This window comes from Streptococcus oralis, from assembly GCF_006175905.1.
Classification (GTDB): domain Bacteria; phylum Bacillota; class Bacilli; order Lactobacillales; family Streptococcaceae; genus Streptococcus; species Streptococcus oralis_BG.
This window is the reverse complement of the sequence record NZ_SSNB01000001.1, coordinates 595,418-620,201: the sequence shown is the minus strand read 5'-3', so window position 1 is coordinate 620,201 and position 24,784 is coordinate 595,418. Positions and strand designations below refer to the sequence as shown.

Sequence of the window (24,784 nt, the reverse complement as noted above, 5' to 3'; positions counted from 1 at the left end):
TTTCAAAGGATAAATGATTTTAAAACTGTAAGAAGAGTTCATCTTGCAGTTTTTCTTTACGCTTAAAATAGGAAAACGTTATTTATTCGTAAAAACCTTGAATTTTTCATGCTTTTGTGGTAGAATGTGCTCAAGTAAAACGAAAGGCGAACTTTAAAATGTCAAAACAACTGATCTATTCGGGAAAAGCCAAGGATATCTATACAACTGAGGATGAAAATCTCATTATTTCAACTTACAAGGACCAGGCAACTGCCTTCAACGGTGTCAAGAAGGAGCAGATTGCGGGCAAGGGAGTGTTAAATAATCAGATTTCATCTTTTATTTTTGAGAAATTAAATGCGGCTGGTGTGGAGACTCATTTTGTGGAGAAAATTTCAGACACGGAACAGCTCAATAAAAAGGTTGAGATTATTCCTTTGGAAGTTGTGCTCCGCAACTACACGGCTGGCTCCTTTTCAAAACGTTTTGGTGTAGAAGAAGGTATCGCATTTGAGACTCCAATTGTCGAATTTTACTATAAAAATGATGATTTGGATGATCCCTTTATCAATGACGAGCATGTGAAATTCCTTAAAATTGCGGATGATCAGCAGATTGCTTACTTGAAGGAAGAAACCCGTCGTATCAATGAGCTCTTGAAAGCTTGGTTTGCTGAGATTGGTCTTAAGTTGATCGATTTTAAACTGGAATTTGGTTTTGATAAGGATGGCAAGATTATCTTGGCAGACGAGTTTTCACCAGATAACTGCCGACTTTGGGATGCAGATGGCAACCACATGGACAAGGATGTTTTCCGTAGGGGATTGGGAGAACTAACTGATGTTTACGAAGTTGTCTGGGAGAAATTGCAGGAGTTGAAGTAATAACCTAAAGGCTGTTTGGGAATATTGCAAGAGCTGAAATAAAGGAATTGGTTTTGATAAGGATGGCAAGATTATCTTGGCAGACGAATTTTCACCAGATAACTGCCGACTTTGGGACGCTGACGGTAACCACATGGACAAGGATGTTTTCCGTCGTGGCTTGGGAGAACTGACAGATGTTTATGAAGTTGTCTGGGAAAAATTGCAAGGTTTAAAATAGAACCTTCAAGGTCATTTGGGAACATTGCAAGAGCTGAAATAAAGGAATAAGAATTGATGAATAAACGTATTTTTGTTGAAAAAAAGGCTGATTTTCAGGTCAAGTCAGAGAGTTTGGTGAGAGAGCTCCAGCACAACTTGGGATTGTCAACTTTGAAAAATATTCGCATTGTGCAGGTTTATGATGTTTTTGACTTGTCAGAGAGTTTGTTTGCACCTGCCGAGAAGCATATCTTCTCTGAGCAGGTGACAGACCATGTCTTGGATGAAGCGGTTGTGCAGACTGATCTTGCCAATTATGCTTTCTTTGCCATCGAAAGCTTGCCAGGACAGTTTGACCAGCGTGCAGCTTCTTCACAGGAAGCCTTGCTTTTACTTGGAAGTTCGAGTGAAGTGACAGTCAATACTGCCCAACTTTACTTGGTTAATAAAGATATTGATGCGACTGAGTTGGACGCGGTCAAGAACTACCTGCTCAATCCAGTGGATTCACGTTTCAAGGACATCACAGTAGGGATTGCCAAGCAGGAATTTTCAGAGTCAGACAAGACCATTCCAAAATTGATTTTCTTTGAAAGCTATACAGCAGAAGACTTTGCCCGCTACAAGGCTGAGCAAGGGATGGCTATGGAAGTGGATGATTTGCTCTTTATCCAAGACTATTTCAAGTCAATCGGGCGCGTGCCGACTGAGACGGAACTTAAGGTTTTGGACACTTACTGGTCTGACCATTGTCGTCACACGACTTTTGAGACTGAGTTGAAGAATATCGACTTCTCAGCTTCTAAATTTGAAAAACAATTACAGGCAACCTATGATAAGTATCTAGCTATGCGCGAGGAATTAGGCCGTTCTGAAAAACCACAAACCTTGATGGATATGGCGACTATTTTCGGTCGTTATGAGCGTGCCAATGGTCGTTTGGATGACATGGAAGTGTCTGACGAGATTAATGCCTGCTCGGTTGAAATCGAGGTGGATGTGAATGGAGTGAAAGAGCCATGGCTCCTCATGTTCAAGAACGAAACCCACAACCACCCAACAGAAATTGAGCCATTTGGTGGAGCGGCAACTTGTATCGGTGGCGCTATTCGTGACCCATTGTCAGGCCGTTCTTATGTTTACCAAGCCATGCGTATCTCAGGTGCTGGTGACATTACAGCGCCGATTTCAGAAACGCGCGCTGGGAAATTGCCTCAACAAGTCATTTCGAAGACAGCGGCTCATGGTTATTCTTCATACGGGAACCAGATTGGGCTTGCGACGACCTACGTTCGTGAATACTTCCACCCAGGCTTTGTAGCTAAACGTATGGAGCTTGGTGCCGTTGTTGGTGCAGCTCCCAAGGGAAATGTAGTCCGTGAAAAACCGGAAGCGGGAGATGTCATTATCCTGCTCGGTGGTAAGACTGGTCGTGATGGTATCGGTGGTGCGACAGGGTCTTCTAAGGTTCAAACAGTTGAGTCCGTAGAGACTGCTGGAGCTGAGGTTCAAAAAGGGAATGCTATCGAAGAACGCAAGATTCAGCGCCTTTTCCGTAATGGGGATGTCACTCGTCTTATCAAGAAGTCCAATGACTTTGGAGCAGGTGGTGTCTGTGTGGCTATCGGTGAATTGGCAGATGGTCTTGAAATTGACCTCAACAAGGTTCCTCTTAAATACCAAGGTTTGAACGGTACAGAAATTGCTATCTCTGAATCACAAGAACGGATGGCAGTTGTGGTGCGTCCTCAAGACGTAGATGCCTTCGTTGCAGAATGTAATAAAGAAAATATTGACGCTGTTGTAGTGGCGGCAGTAACTGAAAAACCAAATCTTGTCATGCACTGGAATGGGGAAACCATTGTTGATTTGGAACGTCGTTTCCTTGACACAAATGGTGTACGTGTAGTCGTAGATGCTAAGGTGGTTGACAAGGATGTCAAGCTTCCAGAAGAACGTCAAACATCTGCTGAAACCCTTGAAGCAGAAACCCTTGCGGTTCTATCTGACCTCAACCATGCGAGTCAGAAAGGTTTGCAGACTATCTTTGACTGCTCTGTCGGTCGTTCGACTGTCAATCACCCACTCGGTGGTCGCTACCAACTCACACCAACTGAGGCATCTGTGCAGAAATTGCCAGTTCAGCACGGTGTGACTCACACTGCGTCAGTCATGGCCCAAGGATTCAATCCATATGTGGCAGAATGGTCTCCATACCACGGTGCTGCCTATGCGGTTATCGAAGCAACTGCTCGTTTAGTGGCTGCTGGTGCAAACTGGTCTAAGGCTCGCTTCTCTTACCAAGAGTATTTCGAACGCATGGATAAACAAGCAGAGCGTTTTGGTCAGCCAGTAGCGGCTCTTCTAGGATCTATCGAAGCACAAATCCAGCTTGGCTTGCCATCTATCGGTGGTAAGGACTCCATGTCTGGTACCTTTGAAGAATTGACCGTACCGCCAACCTTGGTTGCCTTTGGGGTGACGACGGCAGATAGCCGTAAGGTGCTTTCTCCAGAGTTCAAGAATGTTGGTGAAAACATCTACTACATCCCAGGTCAAGCCCTCTCTGCAGAGATTGATTTTGATTTGATTAAGCGCAACTTTGCTCAGTTTGAAGCCATCCTAGCTGACCACAAAGTAACATCTGCATCAGCTGTTAAATATGGTGGAATCCTTGAAAGTTTGGCTCTTGCTATCTTTGGGAACCATATCGGTGCAGAGGTAACCCTGCCTGAACTTGAAAGTTCTTTGACAGCTCAGCTAGGCGGATTTACCTTCACCTCCCCTGAAGAAATCGCTGGAGTAGAGAAAATCGGTCAAACAAGTGCCGGCTTTACACTGCTTGTCAACGGTGTGAAGTTAGATGGACACAAGCTTGACAGTGCCTTCCAAGGGAAACTGGAAGAAGTTTACCCAACAGAATTTGCCCAATCTAAAGAATTGGAAGCAGTGCCAGCTGTCGCTTCTAACGCAGTCATCAAAGCCAAGGAAACTATTGAAAAACCTGTGGTTTACATCCCAGTCTTCCCAGGAACCAACTCAGAATATGACTCAGCCAAGGCCTTTGAAAAAGAAGGTGCAGAGGTTAACTTGGTGCCATTTGTGACACTCAATGAAGAAGCTATTGTCAAGTCAGTTGAAACCATGGTTGACAATATCGGCAAGGCAAACATTCTCTTCTTTGCAGGCGGATTCTCCGCTGCAGACGAGCCAGATGGATCAGCTAAGTTTATTGTCAATATCCTTCTTAATGAAAAAGTGCGTGCGGCCATTGATAGCTTTATCGCTCGTGGTGGCTTGATTATCGGTATCTGTAATGGGTTCCAGGCCTTGGTCAAATCAGGTCTTCTTCCATACGGGAACTTCGAGGATGCTAACAGTACTAGCCCAACCCTCTTCTACAATGATGCCAACCAGCACGTGGCTAAGATGGTGGAAACTCGAATTGCCAATACCAACTCACCATGGTTAGCTGGAGTACAAGTGGGCGATATCCATGCCATTCCAGTATCGCACGGTGAAGGGAAATTTGTCGTGACGGCTGAGGAATTTGCAGAGCTCCGTGCCAATGGTCAAATCTTTAGCCAATACGTTGACTTTGACGGCAAACCAAGTATGGATTCTAAGTACAATCCGAATGGTTCTGTAAATGCCATCGAAGGAATTACCAGCAAGAATGGTCAAATCATCGGTAAAATGGGACACTCAGAACGTTATGAAGACGGTCTTTTCCAAAACATCCCAGGGAATAAAGATCAGCACCTGTTTGCGTCGGCGGTTAAATACTTTACTGGGAAATAAGACTTACAGATTTTCTAATAGATAGTATCTGTAATATAAAAGTCATGTAGATCTAGCTCTTGGTGATTGCAAAAGGTTTGTTTTGCAAGTGAAATGAGCTCCTACCGTATCATTCCGCTCTACTAAAGGAATGATACACAAATAAAAATTAGGTATAAAAAATGACATACGAAGTAAAATCTCTTAATGAAGAATGTGGTGTTTTCGGTATCTGGGGACATCCAGATGCTGCTAAATTAACCTATTTTGGTCTCCACAGTCTTCAGCACCGAGGTCAGGAGGGGGCAGGAATCCTCTCCAATGATCAGGGACAATTGAAGCGCCATCGTGATATGGGCCTTCTTTCAGAAGTCTTCAGAAATCCTGCTAATTTGGATAAATTGACAGGAACTGGTGCGATTGGGCATGTGCGTTATGCGACTGCAGGCGAAGCTTCTGTAGATAACATCCAGCCTTTCCTCTTTCGATTCCATGATATGCAGTTTGGATTGGCTCATAATGGGAACCTGACTAATGCAGAATCCCTCAAGAAAGAACTAGAGCAAAGAGGAGCGATTTTCAGCTCTACCTCAGATTCAGAAATCTTGGCTCACTTGATTCGCCGTAGTCACAACCCTAGTTTGATGGGGAAAATCAAAGAAGCACTCAGCCTGGTCAAAGGTGGTTTTGCTTATATTTTGATGTTTGAGGATAAGCTGATTGCAGCTCTAGATCCTAATGGTTTCCGTCCTCTTTCTATCGGGAAAATGGCAAACGGAGCGGTGGTTGTTTCCTCTGAAACCTGTGCTTTTGAAGTTATTGGTGCAGAATGGATTCGTGATGTGAAACCAGGAGAGATTGTAATCGTAGATGACAATGGGATTCAGTACGATAGCTATACGAATGATACCCAGTTGGCGATTTGTTCCATGGAGTATATCTACTTTGCCCGCCCTGACTCTAACATTCATGGTGTCAATGTCCATACAGCACGGAAACGTATGGGTGCCCAATTGGCGCGTGAGTTCAAGCACGAAGCGGATATCGTGGTCGGTGTGCCAAATTCATCACTCAGCGCAGCTATGGGCTTTGCAGAAGAATCAGGTCTACCAAATGAAATGGGACTTATCAAAAACCAATACACTCAACGGACCTTTATCCAACCGACTCAAGAATTACGGGAGCAAGGGGTGCGGATGAAACTGTCTGCCGTTTCTGGTGTTGTTAAAGGCAAGCGTGTGGTCATGGTGGATGACTCTATTGTACGTGGAACAACCTCTCGTCGTATCGTTCAGCTCTTGAAAGAAGCGGGTGCGACTGAAGTTCACGTTGCCATTGGTAGTCCAGCGCTAGCTTATCCATGCTTCTACGGGATTGATATCCAGACGCGTCAGGAGCTGATTGCGGCCAATCATACGGTTGAAGAGACTTGTCAAATCATTGGTGCGGATAGCCTGACCTATCTTTCGATTGATGGCTTGATCAACTCTATCGGGATTGAAACAGATGCGCCAAATGGTGGGCTTTGCGTCGCTTACTTTGACGGCGACTACCCAACACCTCTCTACGACTATGAGGAAGAATATCGTAGAAGCTTGGGGGATAAGACCAGTTTTTACAAATAGACGGATAAAGACTCTCCGTGAAAGGAAAGGAAGAGAAGATGACAAATAAAAATGCTTATGCGCAATCTGGTGTAGATGTTGAAGCAGGTTATGAAGTTGTTGAGCGGATCAAAAAGCACGTGGCTCGTACGGAGCGTGCAGGTGTCATGGGAGCTCTTGGTGGCTTTGGTGGCATGTTTGACCTTTCAAAGATAGGGGTAAAAGAGCCTGTCTTGATCTCAGGGACTGACGGTGTCGGAACCAAGCTCATGCTGGCTATCAAGTACGACAAGCATGACACGATTGGGCAGGACTGTGTAGCCATGTGTGTCAATGATATCATCGCTGCAGGTGCGGAGCCTCTTTACTTCCTTGACTATGTGGCGACAGGGAAGAATGAACCAGCTAAACTAGAACAAGTCGTTGCTGGTGTGGCAGAAGGTTGTGTGCAGGCAGGCGCTGCTCTCATCGGTGGGGAAACGGCTGAAATGCCTGGTATGTATGGCGAAGATGACTACGACTTGGCTGGTTTTGCAGTCGGTGTGGCTGAAAAATCTCAAATCATAGACGGCTCAAAAGTAGCTGAAGGTGATGTCCTTCTCGGGCTTGCTTCAAGTGGGATTCACTCAAATGGTTATTCACTCGTGCGTCGTGTTTTTGCCGACTACACAGGTGAGGAAGTCTTGCCAGAATTGGAAGGCAAGAAACTCAAGGAAGTCCTTCTTGAGCCAACTCGTATCTATGTCAAGGCTGTCTTACCGCTCATCAAAGAAGAGTTGGTCAACGGTATTGCCCATATCACTGGTGGTGGTTTTATCGAAAATGTCCCTCGTATGTTTGCAGACGATCTAGCAGCAGAAATCGAAGAAGACAAAGTTCCAGTCCTTCCGATCTTCAAAGCCCTTGAGAAATATGGTCATATCAAACACGAAGAAATGTTTGAAATCTTCAATATGGGCGTAGGACTCATGTTGGCTGTTAGCCCTGAAAATGTAAGTCGTATCAAGGAATTGTTGAATGAGCCAGTCTATGAAATTGGTCGCATCGTCAAGAAAGAAAACGAAAGTGTCATCATCAAATGAAAAAAATAGCGGTTTTTGCCTCTGGTAATGGCTCAAATTTTCAGGTGATTGCCGAAGAGTTTCCAGTGGAGTTTGTCTTTTCAGACCATCGTGACGCCTATGTGCTCGACCGTGCAGACAAGCTCGGCGTTCTGTCCTACGCTTTTGAACTCAAGGAGTTTGAGAACAAGGCAGACTACGAAGCAGCCCTTGTCGAACTCTTGGAAGAGCACCAGATTGATTTGGTTTGCCTAGCAGGCTACATGAAAATCGTTGGGCCAACCTTATTGGCGGCTTATGAAGGTCGGATCATCAATATCCATCCAGCCTACCTGCCAGAATTTCCAGGAGCTCATGGGATTGAGGATGCTTGGGAAGCTGGTGTGGAGCAGTCTGGTGTGACCATTCATTGGGTGGACTCTGGAGTGGATACAGGTAAGGTTATCAAACAAGTCCGTGTACCACGGCTAGCGAATGATACCATCGAAAGCTTTGAAACTCGGATTCATGAAGCAGAGTACAAGTTGTATCCAGAGGTGCTGGAAAGTTTAGGGGTGGGGAGAAGGTAAGAAGTAAATCAAGTTTTGATTGTGCAATATTGCTAGGAGAAAAAATGATTGAACTGAAATTAGTAGATGAGAGCAGTTTTCAGGCAGTGCTGGATTTGAAAATATCTGATGCTGATGAACGAGCACGTTTCGTGGCTCCAAATGTACGCTCTTTAGCTGACGCATGGCTCTACCGGAAAAATGAGGATGTGTTTCCGATGGCAATCTATTGGGATGAGCAAGTGGTTGGCTTTCTCCTGCTGGAAATAGACAAGGATGAAGCGGAATACTTTATCTGGCGGATAATGATTGGTCAGCAGTACCAAGGAAGAGGTTATGGTCGAAAAGCCTTGGAAGTTCTAATTAAAGAGGCTCAGATGGATAGAGCTTGCAGTCATATTATCGCTGATTATGTGGTTGGAAATGAAAAAATGAAGCACCTGCTGACTAGTCTGGGTTTTCAGGAAACAGAATTTATAGAAGAAAATAACGAAATCGCTATGCGCTTGGACCTAAAGAAAGAGGAATAGAATGACGAAAAAAGCCTTAATCAGCGTCTCAGACAAAGCGGGCATTGTTGAATTTGCCCAAGAACTTAAAAAACTTGGTTGGGAGATTATCTCAACAGGTGGTACTAAAGTTGCCCTTGACAATGCTGGGGTGGAGACCATTGCAATTGATGATGTGACGGGTTTCCCAGAAATGATGGACGGTCGTGTCAAGACCCTTCACCCAAATATTCACGGTGGGCTCTTAGCTCGTCGTGACTTGGATAGTCACTTGGAAGCAGCTAAGGACAATCAAATCGAACTCATCGACCTTGTTGTGGTCAACCTTTACCCATTCAAGGAAACCATTCTTAAACCAGACGTGACGTACGCTGATGCGGTTGAGAACATCGATATCGGTGGGCCATCTATGCTTCGTTCAGCAGCTAAAAACCACGCTAGCGTGACCGTTGTTGTAGACCCTGCTGACTATGCTGTTGTTCTTGACGAATTGGCAGCAAACGGCGAAACCTCTTATGAAACTCGCCAACGTTTGGCGGCTAAGGTTTTCCGTCACACAGCAGCTTACGATGCCTTGATTGCAGAGTATTTCACAGCTCAAGTGGGTGAAAGCAAACCTGAAAAACTCACTCTGACTTATGACCTTAAACAAGCTATGCGTTACGGTGAAAATCCTCAACAAGACGCAGATTTCTACCAAAAAGCCTTGCCGACAGATTACTCCATCGCTTCAGCGAAACAGCTTAACGGGAAGGAATTGTCCTTTAACAATATCCGCGATGCGGATGCTGCCATTCGTATTATCCGTGATTTCAAAGATCGTCCAACCGTTGTGGCTCTCAAACACATGAACCCGTGCGGTATCGGTCAAGCTGACGACATCGAGACTGCTTGGGATTATGCTTATGAATCTGACCCAGTTTCTATCTTTGGTGGGATTGTCGTTCTCAACCGTGAGGTAGATGCTGCGACAGCTGAGAAGATGCATGGTGTTTTCCTTGAAATCATCATCGCGCCAAGCTATACGGATGAAGCGCTAGCCATTTTGACCAACAAAAAGAAAAACTTGCGCATTCTTGCCTTGCTATTTGATGCTCAAGATGCTAGCGAAATAGAAGCAGAATACACAGGCGTTGTCGGTGGACTTCTCGTGCAAAACCAAGACGTGGTCAAGGAAAGCCCAGCTGACTGGCAAGTGGTAACCAAACGCCAACCAACTGAGACAGAAGCAACTGCTCTTGAGTTCGCTTGGAAGGCTATCAAGTATGTCAAATCAAACGGTATTATCATTACTAATGACCACATGACGCTTGGTGTTGGCCCTGGTCAAACTAACCGTGTGGCCTCTGTTCGTATTGCCATCGACCAAGCCAAAGACCGTCTGGACGGTGCTGTTCTTGCTTCAGATGCCTTCTTCCCATTCGCGGATAACGTGGAAGAAATCGCTAAAGCAGGCATTAAAGCCATCATCCAGCCTGGAGGATCAGTCCGTGACCAAGAGTCTATTGAAGCAGCGGACAAATATGGCTTGACTATGGTCTTCACAGGAGTGAGACATTTTAGACATTAAGAAGACAAAAGGGAAGAAAACAGTTTCTTTCCTTTTTTTGCGTAAAAACGCGGAACAAAACAAGATTAAAACGAACGTTTATGTTATAATATTAGTAAATAATTCGCAAAAGAGGTTGTAAGATGAAGCTGTTAGTTGTCGGCTCGGGTGGTCGTGAACATGTCATTGCTAAGAAGTTGCTTGAGTCAAAAGAGGTTGAAAAGGTCTTTGTAGCTCCTGGGAATGACGGGATGACTCTGGATGGTTTGGAATTGGTAAATATCTCTATTTCCGAACATTCTAAATTGATTGAGTTTGCAAAGGTCAATGATATCGCTTGGTCCTTTATCGGACCAGATGATGCCCTTGCTGCTGGGATTGTGGATGATTTTAATACAGCTGGTCTCCAAGCCTTTGGACCGACAAGATTGGCGGCGGAGCTGGAGTGGTCCAAGGATTTTGCCAAGGAAATCATGGTCAAATACGGCGTTCCGACAGCAGCCTATGGGACTTTTTCAGATTTTGAGGAAGCTAAGGCTTATATCGAAAAGCATGGGGCACCTATCGTAGTCAAGGCGGATGGTTTAGCCCTTGGAAAAGGTGTCGTTGTTGCAGAGACTGTTGAGCAAGCAGTCGAAGCCGCTCATGAGATGCTTTTGGACAATAAATTTGGTGACTCAGGTGCGCGTGTGGTTATTGAGGAATTCCTTGAAGGAGAGGAATTTTCACTCTTTGCCTTTGTCAATGGGGACAAGTTCTACATTATGCCAACGGCTCAGGACCACAAACGTGCCTATGATGGCGACAAGGGGCCTAACACGGGTGGTATGGGTGCTTATGCGCCAGTTCCTCACTTGCCACCGTGTGTAGTGGATACAGCGGTTGAGACTATTGTCAAGCCAGTCCTTGAGGGGATGATTCAGGAAGGTCGCCCTTATCTGGGAGTTCTTTACGCAGGGCTTATCTTGACAGCTGATGGACCTAAGGTTATCGAGTTTAACGCTCGCTTTGGAGATCCTGAAACTCAGATTATCCTACCTCGTTTGACATCTGATTTCGCCCAAAATATTACGGATATCCTCGATGGTAAGGAGCCAAACATCACATGGACAGACAAGGGTGTGACACTTGGTGTAGTTGTCGCATCAAACGGCTACCCGCTAGACTATGAAAAAGGTGTTGAATTGCCAGCAAAAACCAAGGGCGACATCATCACTTACTATGCCGGTGCTAAATTCGCTGAAAATAGCAGAGCACTGCTATCAAACGGTGGACGTGTCTATATGCTCGTCACCACAGCAGATACCGTCAAAGACGGACAAACCATTATTTACAGTGAACTCGACAAACAAAACACAGAAGGCCTCTTTTACCGAACCGATATCGGGAGCAAGGCAGTTCGATAAAGATATAAGAAAAAGCGACGAAGTCGCCAAACACGATAATGGTCGGCGTGGTGAAAAGACCAGAACAGTGAATGTTCTGGTCTAGGGAAAATTTGAGACTTAGGCTCAAATTTTAGGAATGAAACCGAAGGTTTGCTTCCGTCCCCACCACCTGAGACCATTATCAAAAAAAGAATTAGCAAAAATTCACAAAATACGTTAATGGTCGTTTGATTGCGAGCGTTAGCGAGCTAATATATAACAATCACTTCAGGAAAATTGGAAGACCTTGGGCTTCCGATTTAGGCATGAGACACCTTTGGTGGCTGCTTCCGTCCCTAACAACCTAAGGTGATTGTCAAAAAAAAAGAAGAAAAAGGATTAAAAATGAAACCAGTAATTTCCATCATCATGGGCTCCAAATCCGACTGGGCAACCATGCAAAAAACAGCTGAAGTCCTAGACCGCTTCGGTGTAGCCTACGAGAAGAAGGTTGTCTCTGCCCACCGCACACCAGACCTCATGTTCAGACATGCCGAAGAAGCTCGTAGCCGTGGCATCAAGGTCATTATCGCAGGTGCGGGTGGCGCTGCTCACTTGCCAGGTATGGTCGCAGCGAAAACAACCCTTCCTGTCATAGGGGTACCTGTCAAGTCTCGTGCTCTTAGCGGTGTGGACTCGCTCTACTCTATCGTACAGATGCCAGGTGGTGTGCCTGTGGCGACCATGGCTATCGGTGAGGCAGGTGCGACCAATGCCGCTCTCTTTGCCCTCCGTCTCCTGTCAGTAGAGGATCAGGCTATTGCGACAGCTTTGGCGGATTTTGCTGAAGAACAAGGAAAAATCGCTGAGGAGTCTACAAATGAGCTCATCTAAAACAATCGGAATTATCGGTGGTGGTCAGCTGGGTCAGATGATGGCTATTTCTGCTATTTACATGGGGCACAAGGCCATCTCGCTAGATCCTGCGGCAGATTGCCCGGCCTCTCGCGTGGCGGAAATTATCGTGGCTCCTTATAATGATGTGGACGCCCTTCGTCAGTTGGCAGAGCGCTGTGATGTTCTCACTTATGAATTCGAAAATGTTGATGCAGACGGTTTGGATGCGGTTATCAAGGATGGACAACTTCCACAAGGGACAGACCTGCTCCGCATTTCGCAAAATCGGATTTTTGAAAAGGACTTCCTCTCAAACAAGGCCAAAGTCACCGTTGCTCCCTACAAGGTCGTGACTTCTAGCCAAGATTTGGCAGATATTGACCTGTCTAAAAACCATGTCCTCAAGACTGCGACTGGTGGCTACGATGGGCATGGGCAAAAGGTCATTCGCTCAGCAGAAGATTTAGAAGAAGCCTACGCTCTAGCTGACTCAGCAGACTGTGTCTTGGAAGAATTTGTCGACTTTGATCTTGAAATTTCTGTCATCGTATCAGGAAATGGCAAGGACGTGACAGTTTTTCCGGTTCAGGAAAATATCCACCGAAATAATATCCTATCTAAGACAATTGTGCCTGCTCGCGTTTCAGAAAGTCTAGCTGATAAAGCCAAAGCTATGGCAGTGCAAATCGCAGAACAGCTCAAGCTGTCTGGAACCCTTTGCGTGGAAATGTTTGCGACAGCTGACGACATCATTGTCAACGAGATTGCTCCACGACCACACAACTCTGGGCACTACTCTATCGAAGCCTGCGACTTCTCCCAGTTTGATACCCATATCTTGGGCGTTCTCAGAGCACCATTGCCAGCTATCAAACTACATGCACCAGCCGTTATGCTCAATGTCCTCGGCCAGCATGTCGAGGTTGCTGAGAAATATGTCACAGAAAATCCAAGCACCCACCTCCACCTGTATGGTAAAATAGAAGCGAAGCACAACCGCAAGATGGGGCATGTGACTTTGTTTAGTGATGTACCGGATAGTGTGGTTGAGTTTGGGGAGGGGATTGATTTTTGAAATGACAGAAGAATTTGATGAATTGCTGGATGATGAAATAACGACCGTAACACTGACTTATACGGACGATTTGATTGTTCCAGAGATTGCGGATAGAGAGGAGATTCATATTTTAGAGAGAGCTGGCAATCAGCTAGTCTTAGAATATTCTTGTTCCGTGAAGGAAGTTAAGGATTATCTGAGTAGTTACGGCCTGCCTAGACATCCTGAGAGAATTTCATTTGAATTTTCTATACATGAAGACTCAGAAAATGATAATCTTTAAAGTTAAATGGAGACCAGTTTATGATTCAAATCATCGTAAACGCTTTTGTGGAAGAAGGCAAAGAAACTGCTGTTGTGGAAGTGCTCTTTGCCAGTGCCGACCATGAAAAAGTAAAAGCCAATATCAGGAATTAAAGATTCAATATCCAAACAATTATCTGGCTATCTATGATTTTCCATTGGATGCAGATCTAAGTAGCTTGCCGCACTATCCGTCGGTGGCGATAAGCAAGGAGGAGTTTAATTAGTCTATGAAAACTATTGGCCTGATTGGTGGTATGAGTTGGGAAAGCACCACATCTTACTACCAAATCATTAACGAAACCATCAAAAAAGAGCTGGGTGGTCTGCATTCTGCTAAAATACTGCTTTACAGTGTTGATTTTGCAGAGATTGAGCATTATCAAGCAGTCGGAGACTGGGAGAAAAGCGGTCAACTTTTGGCAGATATTGCTAAGCGCTTGGAGCAAGCAGGTGCGGATTTCATCGTTATTTGTACCAACACCATACACAAGGTTGCTCCGCAGATACAAGAAAAGATTACGATTCCAATCTTGCATATTGCGCAGGCAACTGCGCAGGCCTTGTTGGCTGACGGTATTGAAAAAGTCGGTCTCCTAGGGACCAAGTACACCATGACCCAAGATTTTTACAAGGAGAAATTAATAGAGTCTGGGTTAGAAGTGCTGATTCCAGACCAAGCTGGAATTACAGAGGTCAATCGAATTATTTATGACGAACTTTGCCTAGGGAACATCAAAGAAAGCTCAAAGCAGACTTATCTTGCCGTTATAGATGATTTGAAAAAAGCAGGAGCTGAAGCTGTTATCTTGGGGTGTACCGAGATTGGTCTCCTCGTCAAGCAATCCGACACCGACCTGCCTCTCTACGACACAACAGTGATCCATGCAGAGAAAGCGGCGGAGTGGGCGGTAAATAAGTGACCATAGAAGACAAGCATAACCGTAAGATGGGACACATGACTTTGTTTAGTGATGTGTCGGATAAGGTGGAGGAGTTTGGAGAAGGGATGGATTGGTAGGTTTTATGCGGCAAGCGAATCAATTAGAGAATTGGGCTCATATTGCTACAATTTTGGGACCGATTTTAGTTGTATGTGGTGGAATATGGGCATTATATAAATTCTTAAATAGCAAAAAGGAGCAGGTGCGGCAATGGAAGTGTGAGGAAAAAAGAAATAAACAAGAAAAATTAACAGAGATCTACAACAAATTACTTAGAATAATATCTTTATTTCCAAACAAAACTCCAAATGATATCATGAACCTATTATCATATGGACCTAACTTTAGTTTAGAAAACTTTGATACGGTAGTTAAAATTTTAGAAATTCAGATTAAGGAAGATTATCAAAAGCGATTAGAGCGAGAAGGTCTTACTTATCAAGATGAAGAAGATATCAAAACAGAAATTTGGAATAGAGAATACTATATCAAGGAAATAGAAAAAATCAAAAATCAGTATTTTTTAGCTAAGAAAGAATATGAACAATTTAGAAGTACCGATAAGATTATTGAATTGTATGCCAGTCAAGACGTAAAAAATTGTTTAGTCAAGTTTGAGGTTACTTGCCATAACGCTTTTATTGCAGGTAGACCTTTAGAATATAACGATGGTAGAAACAATAAACTGGATGATGTTCGTTGGGAACTTGAATACTTAATTAGAGTTGATTTAGGAACTGTATAGTCTAGCATTTATTTCTAAGGGGTTGCCTTCTAAAAAAATAGGAAAATAGGATTGTTTAAAATGAATTCAAATAAAGATGATAGGTGGTCCAAACAATTAGGTGATTTTGGGGAGTCACTTGTAATGTACTTGCTTGGAAATTTAAAAGAACAGAGAGTGGCACTAGTGGATCATGTGGGTGCAGACATCATTTCGACAGATAGACTTGAAAATGGACATAGATATGCTATATCTGTGAAAAGTAGATGGTTTAAAACGGATGACCCATCTTTAGTGTTTGAAAAAGGAGATCAAGATAAGTTATCTGAATTTGCAAAAGAATTCAATATGATTCCTGTTGTAGCTCTTGTGATGATAGATAAATCTGCTGATGTGATAGATGTATATATTATGAAATTGAATAATTTCAAAACTTTTGCTTCTGATCCAGATTTTCAAGGAATTACATTTCGAAGTGGGGACACGTTAGCTATAAGTAATGCTCAAAAAAATCAGAAAAATTTACAGAGTAATCCTAGGATAGACCATTCTCGCTTTACAAGAAGTCAATTTGGTCATAAATTAGATATTTGACAAGTAATTAAAGTAATTTTAATCAAAAGTGAACAGATAAAAGAAAGGAAAAATTAATCATGATCAACCGTTATTCTCGCCCTGAAATGGCGAATATTTGGAGTGAGGAAAATAAATACCGTGCTTGGCTTGAGGTGGAAATCTTGGCTGACGAGGCATGGGCTGAGTTGGGGGAAATCCCTAAGGAAGATGTGGCTTTGATTCGCGAGAAAGCGGACTTTGACATCGACCGTATTTTGGAAATCGAGCAAGAAACTCGCCACGATGTGGTTGCCTTCACACGTGCGGTTTCTGAGACGCTTGGTGAAGAGCGTAAGTGGGTCCACTATGGACTGACTTCTACTGACGTGGTGGATACTGCCTACGGTTACCTCTACAAGCAGGCCAACGACATCATTCGCAAGGACCTTGAAAACTTCCTCAGCATCATCGCTGACAAAGCGAAAGAACACAAGTTCACCATCATGATGGGGCGTACCCACGGTGTTCACGCTGAACCTACAACCTTTGGTCTTAAATTGGCGACTTGGTACAGCGAAATGAAACGCAACATCGAGCGTTTCGAGCATGCAGCTGCTGGTGTGGAAGCAGGTAAGATTTCTGGTGCGGTTGGAAACTTTGCCAATATCCCACCGTTTGTAGAGCAATATGTCTGCGACAAGCTTGGTATCCGTGCCCAAGAAATCTCTACACAGGTGCTTCCTCGTGACCTTCACGCTGAGTACTTTGCAGTTCTTGCCAGCATCGCGACTTCTATTGAGCGTATGGCGACTGAGATTCGTGGTCTGCAAAAGTCTGAGCAGCGCGAAGTGGAAGAATTCTTTGCCAAAGGCCAAAAAGGTTCATCGGCTATGCCTCACAAACGCAACCCAATCGGTTCTGAGAACATGACAGGTCTTGCGCGTGTCATCCGTGGTCACATGGTAACAGCCTATGAGAACGTAGCTCTTTGGCACGAACGTGACATCTCTCACTCATCAGCTGAGCGTATCATCACACCAGATACGACTATTTTGATTGACTACATGCTCAACCGCTTTGGAAATATTGTCAAGAATTTGACGGTCTTCCCAGAAAATATGATCCGCAACATGAACTCAACTTTTGGTCTTATCTTTAGCCAACGTGCGATGTTGACCTTGATCGAAAAAGGTATGACACGTGAGCAAGCCTATGACTTGGTGCAACCAAAAACAGCCTACTCATGGGATAACCAAGTAGATTTCAAACCGCTTCTCGAAGCAGATCCAGAAGTGACATCACGCCTTACTCAGGAAGAAATCGACGAAATCTTCAACCCTGCATACTACACTAAACGAGTGGACGATATCTTTGAACGTATCGGACTTGGTGATTAATCCTAACAATAAAAAGCGAGATTCAATCTCGCTTTTTTGTATGCTTATCGAAGGGTGTTAATCTTCTTTTTTCTTAGTGAGTCCGTAGGCTGCTAGTGTGGCCATGAGTCCTGCTGCGACCAAGCCTGCAGAGTCTTGACTTCCTGTTGCAGGGAGTTGTTTTTCATCTGCTTTGCTAGTAGTTGTTTCAGCTTGCTCAGCTTTCTCAACGGCAGTTCCGACTTCGACAACCTGAGCGACAGCTTCCTGCGATACCGCACTATTGACAAGGGTTCTTTCTTCCTTGCCGTCAGCAGTAGTGCTGACAGAGTAGAAAATCGTACGGCGACCATTTGCTCCAGCAACGACGACTTGCGTTTGTCCGAGTGGTAATTTCGGATTTTCACGTGTCACGGTAGTGAACGGAATCTCTTCCTCTTGGATGTCCAGTCTTGGTTTTGCCTCTACGGCTGGAGCAAGACCGTGTTCATCCCCTTTGTGAGTAATAGGGGCACCGATTTCAACCACTTGGCTCACAGGTTCTTTGGTTACTTGGCTATCTAGAACGGTTTCTGTTTGTTTACCATTTTCAGTAAGGACAGAGATGTAATGAGTGCGTTCGCCATCTACACCTGGTGTGACAATCTTTTCTTGCTTAGCTGGGAGGTTCGGATTTTCTTTTGTGATAACCTCAAAAGGAATCTTTTCTGCTCTTGTGATGAGTTCCGGTTTGGTTTCAACGTTGGCAGCTAGTTCATTTTCATCGAGGCTTCCTGAGTGAGTTGCCGCTGGTTTGAGGCCTAGGCGGGCTGCTTTGAGTTTGGCTACGAGAGCGTCTAACTCAGCTTGTTTGTTACGGTTGAGGTTGTAGTTGAGAGCTTCTTTCGCTGCATTTAGGGCATCCAAGCTTTCCTTACTGTATCCATCCAAGCTTGCAGGGATTTGAGCAAGTTCCTCGCGGAGGGCGTTGTAGTTAGCGCGGAAGTAGTCTTTGTTATGATCTGCAAAGGCAGTCATGAGTTCAAAGATTTCTTCTTCCTTGTACTCAGCACTTGGTTTGTCTGCCCAGATAGCAAGCATGCTTCCGACGGTTGGAAGGTCTACTTCTGGATACTTGGTAGATGCAAGCTGGTTAAATGGTACTTTGCCAGAGTTTTCAAGTGCTTTTGATAGTGGATAGGCTTCGTCTGGTTTGTGATTACCTAAAACATAGTACCAGTCTCCGTTGGTGTTAAGGAGTTTATAGCCTTTGCTTGCTAGGTACTGAGGTGTTGCAAGGTTATAGCCCCACCATCCTTTAGACCAGTAAGAGATGATGACATCCTTGTCAAACTCAACATCATCCTTGTCCTCGTAGTAGAAACCATCGTTGAAGGCCATTGGTTGAAGGCCTCTTTCTTTGGCCATGGCAGCAAGGGTGTTAGAGTACTCAGCAAACTTGCCATAGAGTCCATACCATTTGAGGTAGTACCAGCCTTGCGCGTTGGTAGCATCATTGGCATATTCGTCTGTACCGTAGTTGAAGATCTTAGTTTTGCCTGCAAAGAAGTCCATGTACTTGCCGATGAGGGCTTTGACAAAGTTCATCGCCTCTTCGTTTTCGAGGTCCATGGTTGTTTTGGAGACCTTGTCAAAGTTGGCTTGAGGATTCTTGATTCCAAGTTTTTCCATAGCAACGAGCATGGCATCCATGTGACCTGGGCTGTTGATCGCTGGGATGAGTCCGAGACCTTTTGATTTTGCGTACTCGATCAATTCAGTGATTTCAGCCTGGCTAAGAGTGGTTCCGTTTGGATCATCGTAGTAAGCTTTTGTTCCTTCAATGATGGCATTTTTGACATCGTCACTTGCATAAGTTTTTCCGTTAGCAGTGATGGTCATATCATCAAGTAGGAAGCGAAGTCCATCATTTCCTAGGAGAAGATGCACATCAGAGTAGCCGAGCTCGCTCGCCTTGTCTACGATGCGTTTGAGTTGGTCGAGCGTGAAGTACTTACGTCCGGCATCGATAGAGATTACCTTGTTCTTGGCAAGTTTTTCAACTTCACGTTTCGCGTCTTCTTCTTTTTGAGCTTCTGGTGTGAAGGTCAAATTGCTGACAGCTTCTTGGAGTTTTGCGATTGCTTGGTCAATGGTGTCTTGTTGGGCACGGCTGAGGTTGCTATCGAGTGAGCGAATGGCTTTTTCAGCTTCTTTTACAGCTGCGACACTTTCTGCAGTATAGCGGTTAAGGTCTGTTGGTACTTCTTTCAGAGCTTGCTCAGCAGACTCATAGTCAGCTGCGAAGTATTCAGCATTGGCATTTGCGAAGCTGCGCATGAGTTTGAAGAGGCGTGATGGTGAATAGCGTGCAGATGGGGTGTCCGCCCAAGCAGCTACCATACCACCGATAAACGGGATAGTAGCCCCATCAGATTTTGGTACAGAAGTGATTGGAGTGTTCTTGATACCATTGAGTCCTTGGTCGAGGTTGTACCAGCCTTGACCATCGGCATTTCGTCCGAGGACGTAGTACCAAGCATCATTGGTATTAAGGATTTGGTGGCCTTTTTCAACTAAAAGTTTAGAAGAAGCGACGTCGTATCCGCCCCATCCACCAGTCCACATAGAAACGATGATGTCTTTGTCAAAGGTTCCAAAGCTAGTGTCGCTATTATAGTAGATACCATCGTTAAAGGCCATTGGTTTGAGACCGTGAGATTTGACGATGCGAGCAAGGTCGTTGGCGTAGGCGATAAATTTATCATAACCCTTGTCTGGGAATCCATCTTCTGGATACCATTTATAGGCTTGAAGAACGCTCCAGCCTTTGGCGTTTGTAGCATCATTGGCGTACTCGTCTAGTCCGATATTGAAGATGTCAGTTTTGCCAGCGAAGTAAGCAGCATACTTGTCGATCAGAGCTTTGGTAAATGCAACAGCCTCCTTGTTATCAAGGTCAACGGTACGAGCAGATTCCTTACCAAAGTAGTTGAAGTTCGGTTTTTGGATGCCTAGTTCTTTCATGGCATGCAAAATGGCATCCATGTGACCAGGGCTGTTTACAGTTGGGATGAGGCCAATACCTTTGTTTTTAGCATAGTTGATCAAGTCCGTCATCTGACTTTCTGTCAAATGGTTGCCGTTTGGATCCTTGTAGTAGGCATCGGTTCCGTTTTCGAGTGCACGTTTGACATCGTCGCTTGCATAGGTTTTGCCATTGGCTGTGATCGTCATGTCGTCCAACATAAAACGCATGCCGTCATTTCCAACTAGTAGATGAAGATCAGTATAACCGTAGTGTTTGGCTTTGTCGATGATCTCTTTGAGTTGGTCTGGAGAGAAGTACTTGCGTCCAGCGTCGATTGAGATCATTTTTCTTTTTGCCAGTTTTTCATTTACCTGAGCTGCTCGTTCCGTGCTAGGAGTGGCTACTGCAGGTGTGACGGCTTCATTTTTCTTTTCTGAAGGAGTACTTTCAGCAGGAGTTTCAGCTGGGGCAGGACTCTCTTTCTCGGCAGTAGGAGTTGGACTAGCATTTTCTGTCACAACTGGTGCGCTTGACTCTTCTGTTTTTGGAGTAACTGTTCGAGGAGCCTCCTGGTCTTCTTTGACCTCCTCTTTTACAGGTTTGTCAGCCTTTTCTTCCAGTTTTTCTGGAACCTTAGAGTCTACAGGTTCTTCGGTTGCTCGCGGACTCTCCTGAATAGTTTGAACAGTTTCTTCAGCTGTTGGAGCTGGAGTAATCCCGTCGGCAGATACGACTTGGGTGCTAAAAGCAAATCCTATAAGTACAGAAGCTGCCCCAACCGCGTATTTACGGATGGAGAAGCGCTGTTTCTTTTCTAGTTTCATGACAAAACCTCCTTGTTATTATCATATATGATAGCGTTTACATAAAACCAATTTTATTTTATTATCTAAGGAGTAAAATGTCAAGTGGGTTTATATAAGAACTATAATAAATAGAGGAAATCATAAGATTTAGGAGAAATTTGCTAATGAGGGATAAAACAGAGGAAAAACCAAATGAAAATTTAACTTGTTTTTAGTAAAAATGCTACTAATTAAATAAGAGTCCTTTATAGCGTTTTCACAACTTTTTTCTCGTGCTATAATGAATATAGAAAAAGCCTGAGCTAGGCTCAGGCTTTTTCTTAATGACCTCGGTTACATGAGATGAATTTGATTTTGTAGTAGTCTGCTCGCTTATAAGTTTCACTATAGGCAAGGACTTGGCCAGTGGCCTCAAGTTTTGTAGTCTTTGTTTGGAAGACAGTTGGGAATTGTGTATCGATTCCGAGTACAGAAGCAGCATGCTCTGGTGTTGGGAATGCGATTTCGTTGATTTCCTCAAAATGTTCATCACTCATGTGAATGCGGTAATCCAATTTGAAACGTGTATAGATAGAGCTATAATAATCAAGATTTGGATAGTTGGCATTGATGTATTGCTCAGGAATATAAGATGTGTGGTAGATGTATGTCACGTCGTTTGTCTGACGAATACGTTCAATCTTATAGTAGAATTGATCTCCACGTAGTCCAAGTTTATCTAAATATTCAAGTTTGTTTCCGCGCTCGATAGAAAGGACAGTAACTTTATCGTCTTTTGTTTCAAAGATTTCGACATCTGAAAACTCAACGAGTTTGTGCTTACGGGCACGTGAAACGAAAGTACCTTTACCTTGTTGGCGGACAATGTAGCCGTCTTTAGCAAGGTCATTCAGGGCACGAACAACTGTGATTGAACTCACATCGTACATCGCGATCAATTCGGCTTCTGTATAAAATTTATCTCCACTTGCAAATTGACCAGAGATGATTTTGTTTTTTAATTCATCTTTAATATATTGGTATTTAGGAATAGCCATAAATTTCACCTCGATTCTCTTTCTCCAATTTTGATTTTACCACAAATATAAAGAAAAGAGTAGTATTAAGGTCAAAAAATTAAAATAATAGACTAAAAATGTTATTTTACATGTAAAAAAATTCATTTGATGTTCTTGTGAATTATCATACATAAAAAGATCGTTTTCATGCTATTTTTAGATAATTTCGGTAAACGGTAAGTAAAAAAATAGAAAAATTTTAAATAATTTTCTAAAACCTATTGACAAATGCAAAAGATTTGATTATAGTTAATATTATAATAAATGAAAGCGCAAACTTAATTCGTCAGAGGTAGTAATATGACAAGATTTAAAATTGAGGACGATTTCTATTTAGATGGAAAACCGTTCAAGATTTTGTCCGGCGCCATTCATTATTTTAGAATTCCAGCGGAGGATTGGTATCATTCGCTCTACAACTTAAAAGCGCTTGGCTTTAATACAGTCGAGACTTATGTAGCATGGAATTTACATGAACCTGTTGAAGGGGAGTTTAATTTTGAAGGTGCTAAGGATTTGGAGAGATTCCTCCAAATCGCACAGGATTTGGGTCTCTACGCTATTGTGCGTCCGTCTCCATTTATCTGTGCTGAGTGGGAGTTCGGCGGTTTACCAGCTTGGCTCTTAACTAAGAACATGCGAATCCGTTCATCCGACCCGGCCTACATCGAAGCAGTTGCTCGCTATTATGACCAATTATTGCCGAGGCTTGTACCTCGCTTGTTGGAAAATGGCGGAAACATTCTCATGATGCAAGTCGAAAATGAGTATGGATCTTATGGAGAAGATAAGTCTTATCTGAGAGCGATTCGAAAATTGATGGAAGATCGAGGAATTGATTGCCCACTCTTTACTTCAGACGGTCCTTGGAGGGCTACTCTGAAAGCCGGAACCTTGATTGAAGATGATCTCTTTGTGACAGGGAACTTCGGTTCTAAGGCTCCTTACAACTTTTCACAAATGCAAGAATTCTTTGATGAGCATGGCAAAAAATGGCCCCTCATGTGTATGGAATTCTGGGATGGTTGGTTCAACCGTTGGAAAGAACCCATCATCACGCGTGATCCAAAAGAGTTGGCAGAAGCCGTTCGAGAGGTGTTAGAGCAAGGCTCCATCAACCTTTATATGTTCCATGGCGGAACAAACTTTGGTTTCATGAATGGTTGCTCGGCTCGAGGAACTCTAGATTTGCCGCAGGTTACATCTTACGATTATGATGCCCTTCTCGATGAAGAAGGAAATCCAACTGCTAAATACCTAGCAGTCAAGAAGATGATGGCAACACACTTCCCAGAGTATCCACAGTTGGAACCACTCTATAAAGAAAGCATGGAGATAGGGTCCATTCCATTGGTCGAAAAAGTTTCCTTGTTTGAAACTCTGGATAGTCTCTCTAGTCCTACTGAAAGCCTCTATCCAAAAGCGATGGAAGAACTTGGTCAAAGTTATGGCTACCTTCTCTACCGCACTGAGGCAAGTTGGGATGCAGAAGAGGAACGTCTCCGTATCATCGATGGACGTGACCGAGCTCAACTCTTTGTAGATGATCAATGGATTGCTACTCAATACCAGACAGAGATTGGTGAAGATATCTACTGTCAAGGAAATCGAGAAGGCTGTTCAGAGATTGACATCTTGATCGAAAATATGGGGCGTGTCAACTACGGACATAAGTTCTTGGCAGATACGCAGCGTAAAGGAATTCGAACAGGTGTCTGCAAGGATCTGCATTTCTTACTGAATTGGAAACAATATCCACTGCCACTGGATAATCCTGAGAAGATTGATTTTTCAAAAGGATGGACAGAAGGACAACCAGCCTTTTACGCTTTCGACTTTACTGTTGAAGAGCCGAAGGATACCTACTTAGACTTGTCTGAGTTTGGTAAGGGAGTTGCTTTTGTCAATGGGCGTCACCTAGGACGTTTCTGGAATGTCGGCCCGACCCTCTCACTTTATATCCCTCATAGCTATCTCAAGGAAGGTGCTAACCGCATCATCATCTTTGAAACTGAGGGCGAATATAAAGAAGAGATTCATTTAACTCGTAAACCTACACTAAAACACATAAAGGGGGAAAACTTATGACAATTGTAGGATGCCGTATCGATGGACGTTTGATCCACGGTCAAGTAGCCAATCTTTGGGCTGGAAAACTAAATGTTTCACGCATTATGGTTGTAGACGACGAAGTTGTTAACAACGATATTGAAAAGAGTGGTTTGAAACTTGCGACACCACCAGGTGTGAAACTCAGTATCTTGCCAGTTGAGAAAGCAGCAGCAAATATCCTTGCTGGTAAATACGATAGCCAACGTCTCTTTATCGTTGCACGTAAACCAGACCGTTTCCTTGGTTTGGTTGAAGCAGGTGTTCCGCTTGAAACACTCAATGTCGGCAATATGTCTCAAACACCAGAAACTCGCTCTATCACACGTTCTATCAACGTGGTAGACAAGGATGTGGAAGATTTCCACAAACTGGCAGAAAAAGGTGTGAAACTCACTGCTCAAATGGTTCCAAATGATCCAGTTTCAGACTTTTTGAGCTTATTAAAATAGGAAAAAAT

Annotated in this window: 19 protein-coding genes and 2 pseudogenes; 19 read left to right on the top strand and 2 right to left on the bottom strand. The window is 43.8% G+C overall.

All coding sequences use genetic code 11. The features are described from left to right. Nucleotides 1-158 precede the first annotated feature (158 nt). From purC to purB, 17 genes and pseudogenes are all read left to right on the top strand, one after another. Entirely contained in the window at nt 159-866 is a 708-nt protein-coding gene (purC, locus tag E7Y33_RS03060) for a phosphoribosylaminoimidazolesuccinocarboxamide synthase (protein WP_161976025.1), read from the top strand. Between the two features lie 49 nt (nt 867-915). After that, nucleotides 916-1,086: pseudogene (locus tag E7Y33_RS03055) on the top strand (phosphoribosylaminoimidazolesuccinocarboxamide synthase); the annotation flags it as partial. Between the two features lie 56 nt (nt 1,087-1,142). Continuing rightward, entirely contained in the window at nt 1,143-4,868 is a 3,726-nt protein-coding gene (locus E7Y33_RS03050; RefSeq protein ID WP_139689608.1) for a phosphoribosylformylglycinamidine synthase, read from the top strand. Nucleotides 4,869-5,029: 161 nt separating this feature from the next. Continuing rightward, entirely contained in the window at nt 5,030-6,472 is a 1,443-nt protein-coding gene (gene purF / locus E7Y33_RS03045; RefSeq protein ID WP_139689607.1) for an amidophosphoribosyltransferase, read from the top strand. A gap of 38 nt (nt 6,473-6,510) precedes the next feature. Beyond that, nucleotides 6,511-7,533 (top strand): phosphoribosylformylglycinamidine cyclo-ligase, encoded by a 1,023-nt coding sequence (gene purM, locus E7Y33_RS03040; protein WP_139689606.1) that lies wholly within the window; start codon nt 6,511-6,513, stop codon nt 7,531-7,533. Beyond that, nucleotides 7,530-8,081: a phosphoribosylglycinamide formyltransferase gene (gene purN, locus E7Y33_RS03035; RefSeq protein WP_139689605.1), complete on the top strand. Its 552-nt coding sequence runs from the start codon at nt 7,530-7,532 to the stop codon at nt 8,079-8,081. The genes purM and purN overlap by 4 nt, the downstream gene beginning before the upstream one ends. Before the next feature lie 44 nt (nt 8,082-8,125). Further along, a complete protein-coding gene (locus E7Y33_RS03030; RefSeq protein ID WP_125391655.1) occupies nt 8,126-8,590 on the top strand; it encodes a GNAT family N-acetyltransferase in 465 nt (154 codons plus the stop codon). A gap of 1 nt (nt 8,591) precedes the next feature. Further along, nucleotides 8,592-10,139 (top strand): bifunctional phosphoribosylaminoimidazolecarboxamide formyltransferase/IMP cyclohydrolase, encoded by a 1,548-nt coding sequence (gene purH, locus E7Y33_RS03025; RefSeq protein WP_139689604.1) that lies wholly within the window; start codon nt 8,592-8,594, stop codon nt 10,137-10,139. A 122-nt stretch (nt 10,140-10,261) separates the two neighbouring features. Beyond that, complete coding sequence (gene purD / locus E7Y33_RS03020; protein WP_139689603.1) at nt 10,262-11,524, top strand: phosphoribosylamine--glycine ligase; 1,263 nt, start codon at nt 10,262-10,264, stop codon at nt 11,522-11,524. A gap of 366 nt (nt 11,525-11,890) precedes the next feature. After that, a complete protein-coding gene (purE, locus tag E7Y33_RS03015; RefSeq protein ID WP_000805606.1) occupies nt 11,891-12,379 on the top strand; it encodes a 5-(carboxyamino)imidazole ribonucleotide mutase in 489 nt (162 codons plus the stop codon). Beyond that, nucleotides 12,366-13,457, top strand: a complete 1,092-nt coding sequence (gene purK / locus E7Y33_RS03010) for a 5-(carboxyamino)imidazole ribonucleotide synthase (RefSeq protein ID WP_139689602.1) — start codon at nt 12,366-12,368, stop codon at nt 13,455-13,457. The genes purE and purK overlap by 14 nt, the downstream gene beginning before the upstream one ends. A 1-nt stretch (nt 13,458) precedes the next feature. After that, the gene (locus E7Y33_RS03005; protein ID WP_000133948.1) at nt 13,459-13,722 is read left to right on the top strand and encodes a hypothetical protein; all 264 of its coding nucleotides are present in this window, start codon (nt 13,459-13,461) and stop codon (nt 13,720-13,722) included. A 20-nt stretch (nt 13,723-13,742) separates the two neighbouring features. Next, a pseudogene (locus E7Y33_RS03000) lies at nt 13,743-13,969 on the top strand (phosphoribosylaminoimidazole carboxylase). Nucleotides 13,970-13,972: 3 nt separating this feature from the next. Then, entirely contained in the window at nt 13,973-14,665 is a 693-nt protein-coding gene (locus E7Y33_RS02995; RefSeq protein WP_139689601.1) for an aspartate/glutamate racemase family protein, read from the top strand. A 103-nt stretch (nt 14,666-14,768) separates the two neighbouring features. Then, on the top strand, nt 14,769-15,431 hold the full coding sequence (locus E7Y33_RS02990; protein ID WP_139689600.1) for a hypothetical protein: 663 nt from the start codon (nt 14,769-14,771) through the stop codon (nt 15,429-15,431). A 60-nt stretch (nt 15,432-15,491) separates the two neighbouring features. Next, on the top strand, nt 15,492-16,004 hold the full coding sequence (locus tag E7Y33_RS02985) for a hypothetical protein (protein ID WP_139689599.1): 513 nt from the start codon (nt 15,492-15,494) through the stop codon (nt 16,002-16,004). Nucleotides 16,005-16,063: 59 nt separating this feature from the next. Next, nucleotides 16,064-17,362, top strand: a complete 1,299-nt coding sequence (purB, locus tag E7Y33_RS02980; protein WP_139689598.1) for an adenylosuccinate lyase — start codon at nt 16,064-16,066, stop codon at nt 17,360-17,362. Nucleotides 17,363-17,419: 57 nt separating this feature from the next. On the opposite strand, the gene strH is transcribed toward purB, so the two are convergent. Beyond that, nucleotides 17,420-21,175: an LPXTG-anchored beta-N-acetylhexosaminidase StrH gene (gene strH, locus E7Y33_RS02975; RefSeq protein ID WP_139689597.1), complete on the bottom strand. Its 3,756-nt coding sequence runs from the start codon at nt 21,173-21,175 to the stop codon at nt 17,420-17,422. 302 nt (nt 21,176-21,477) lie between these two features. Next, nucleotides 21,478-22,194: a GntR family transcriptional regulator gene (locus E7Y33_RS02970; protein ID WP_001007181.1), complete on the bottom strand. Its 717-nt coding sequence runs from the start codon at nt 22,192-22,194 to the stop codon at nt 21,478-21,480. Nucleotides 22,195-22,515: 321 nt separating this feature from the next. Here E7Y33_RS02970 and E7Y33_RS02965 point away from each other — a divergent pair, with 321 nt between their 5' ends. Together E7Y33_RS02965 and E7Y33_RS02960 are read left to right on the top strand one after the other, a co-directional pair. After that, nucleotides 22,516-24,303 carry a glycoside hydrolase family 35 protein gene (locus E7Y33_RS02965; protein ID WP_139689596.1) on the top strand — a complete coding sequence of 596 codons (1,788 nt, stop codon included), beginning with the start codon at nt 22,516-22,518 and terminating at the stop codon, nt 24,301-24,303. Further along, nucleotides 24,300-24,776 carry a PTS sugar transporter subunit IIB gene (locus tag E7Y33_RS02960; RefSeq protein WP_000156968.1) on the top strand — a complete coding sequence of 159 codons (477 nt, stop codon included), beginning with the start codon at nt 24,300-24,302 and terminating at the stop codon, nt 24,774-24,776. The genes E7Y33_RS02965 and E7Y33_RS02960 overlap by 4 nt, the downstream gene beginning before the upstream one ends. Nucleotides 24,777-24,784: the final 8 nt, after the last annotated feature.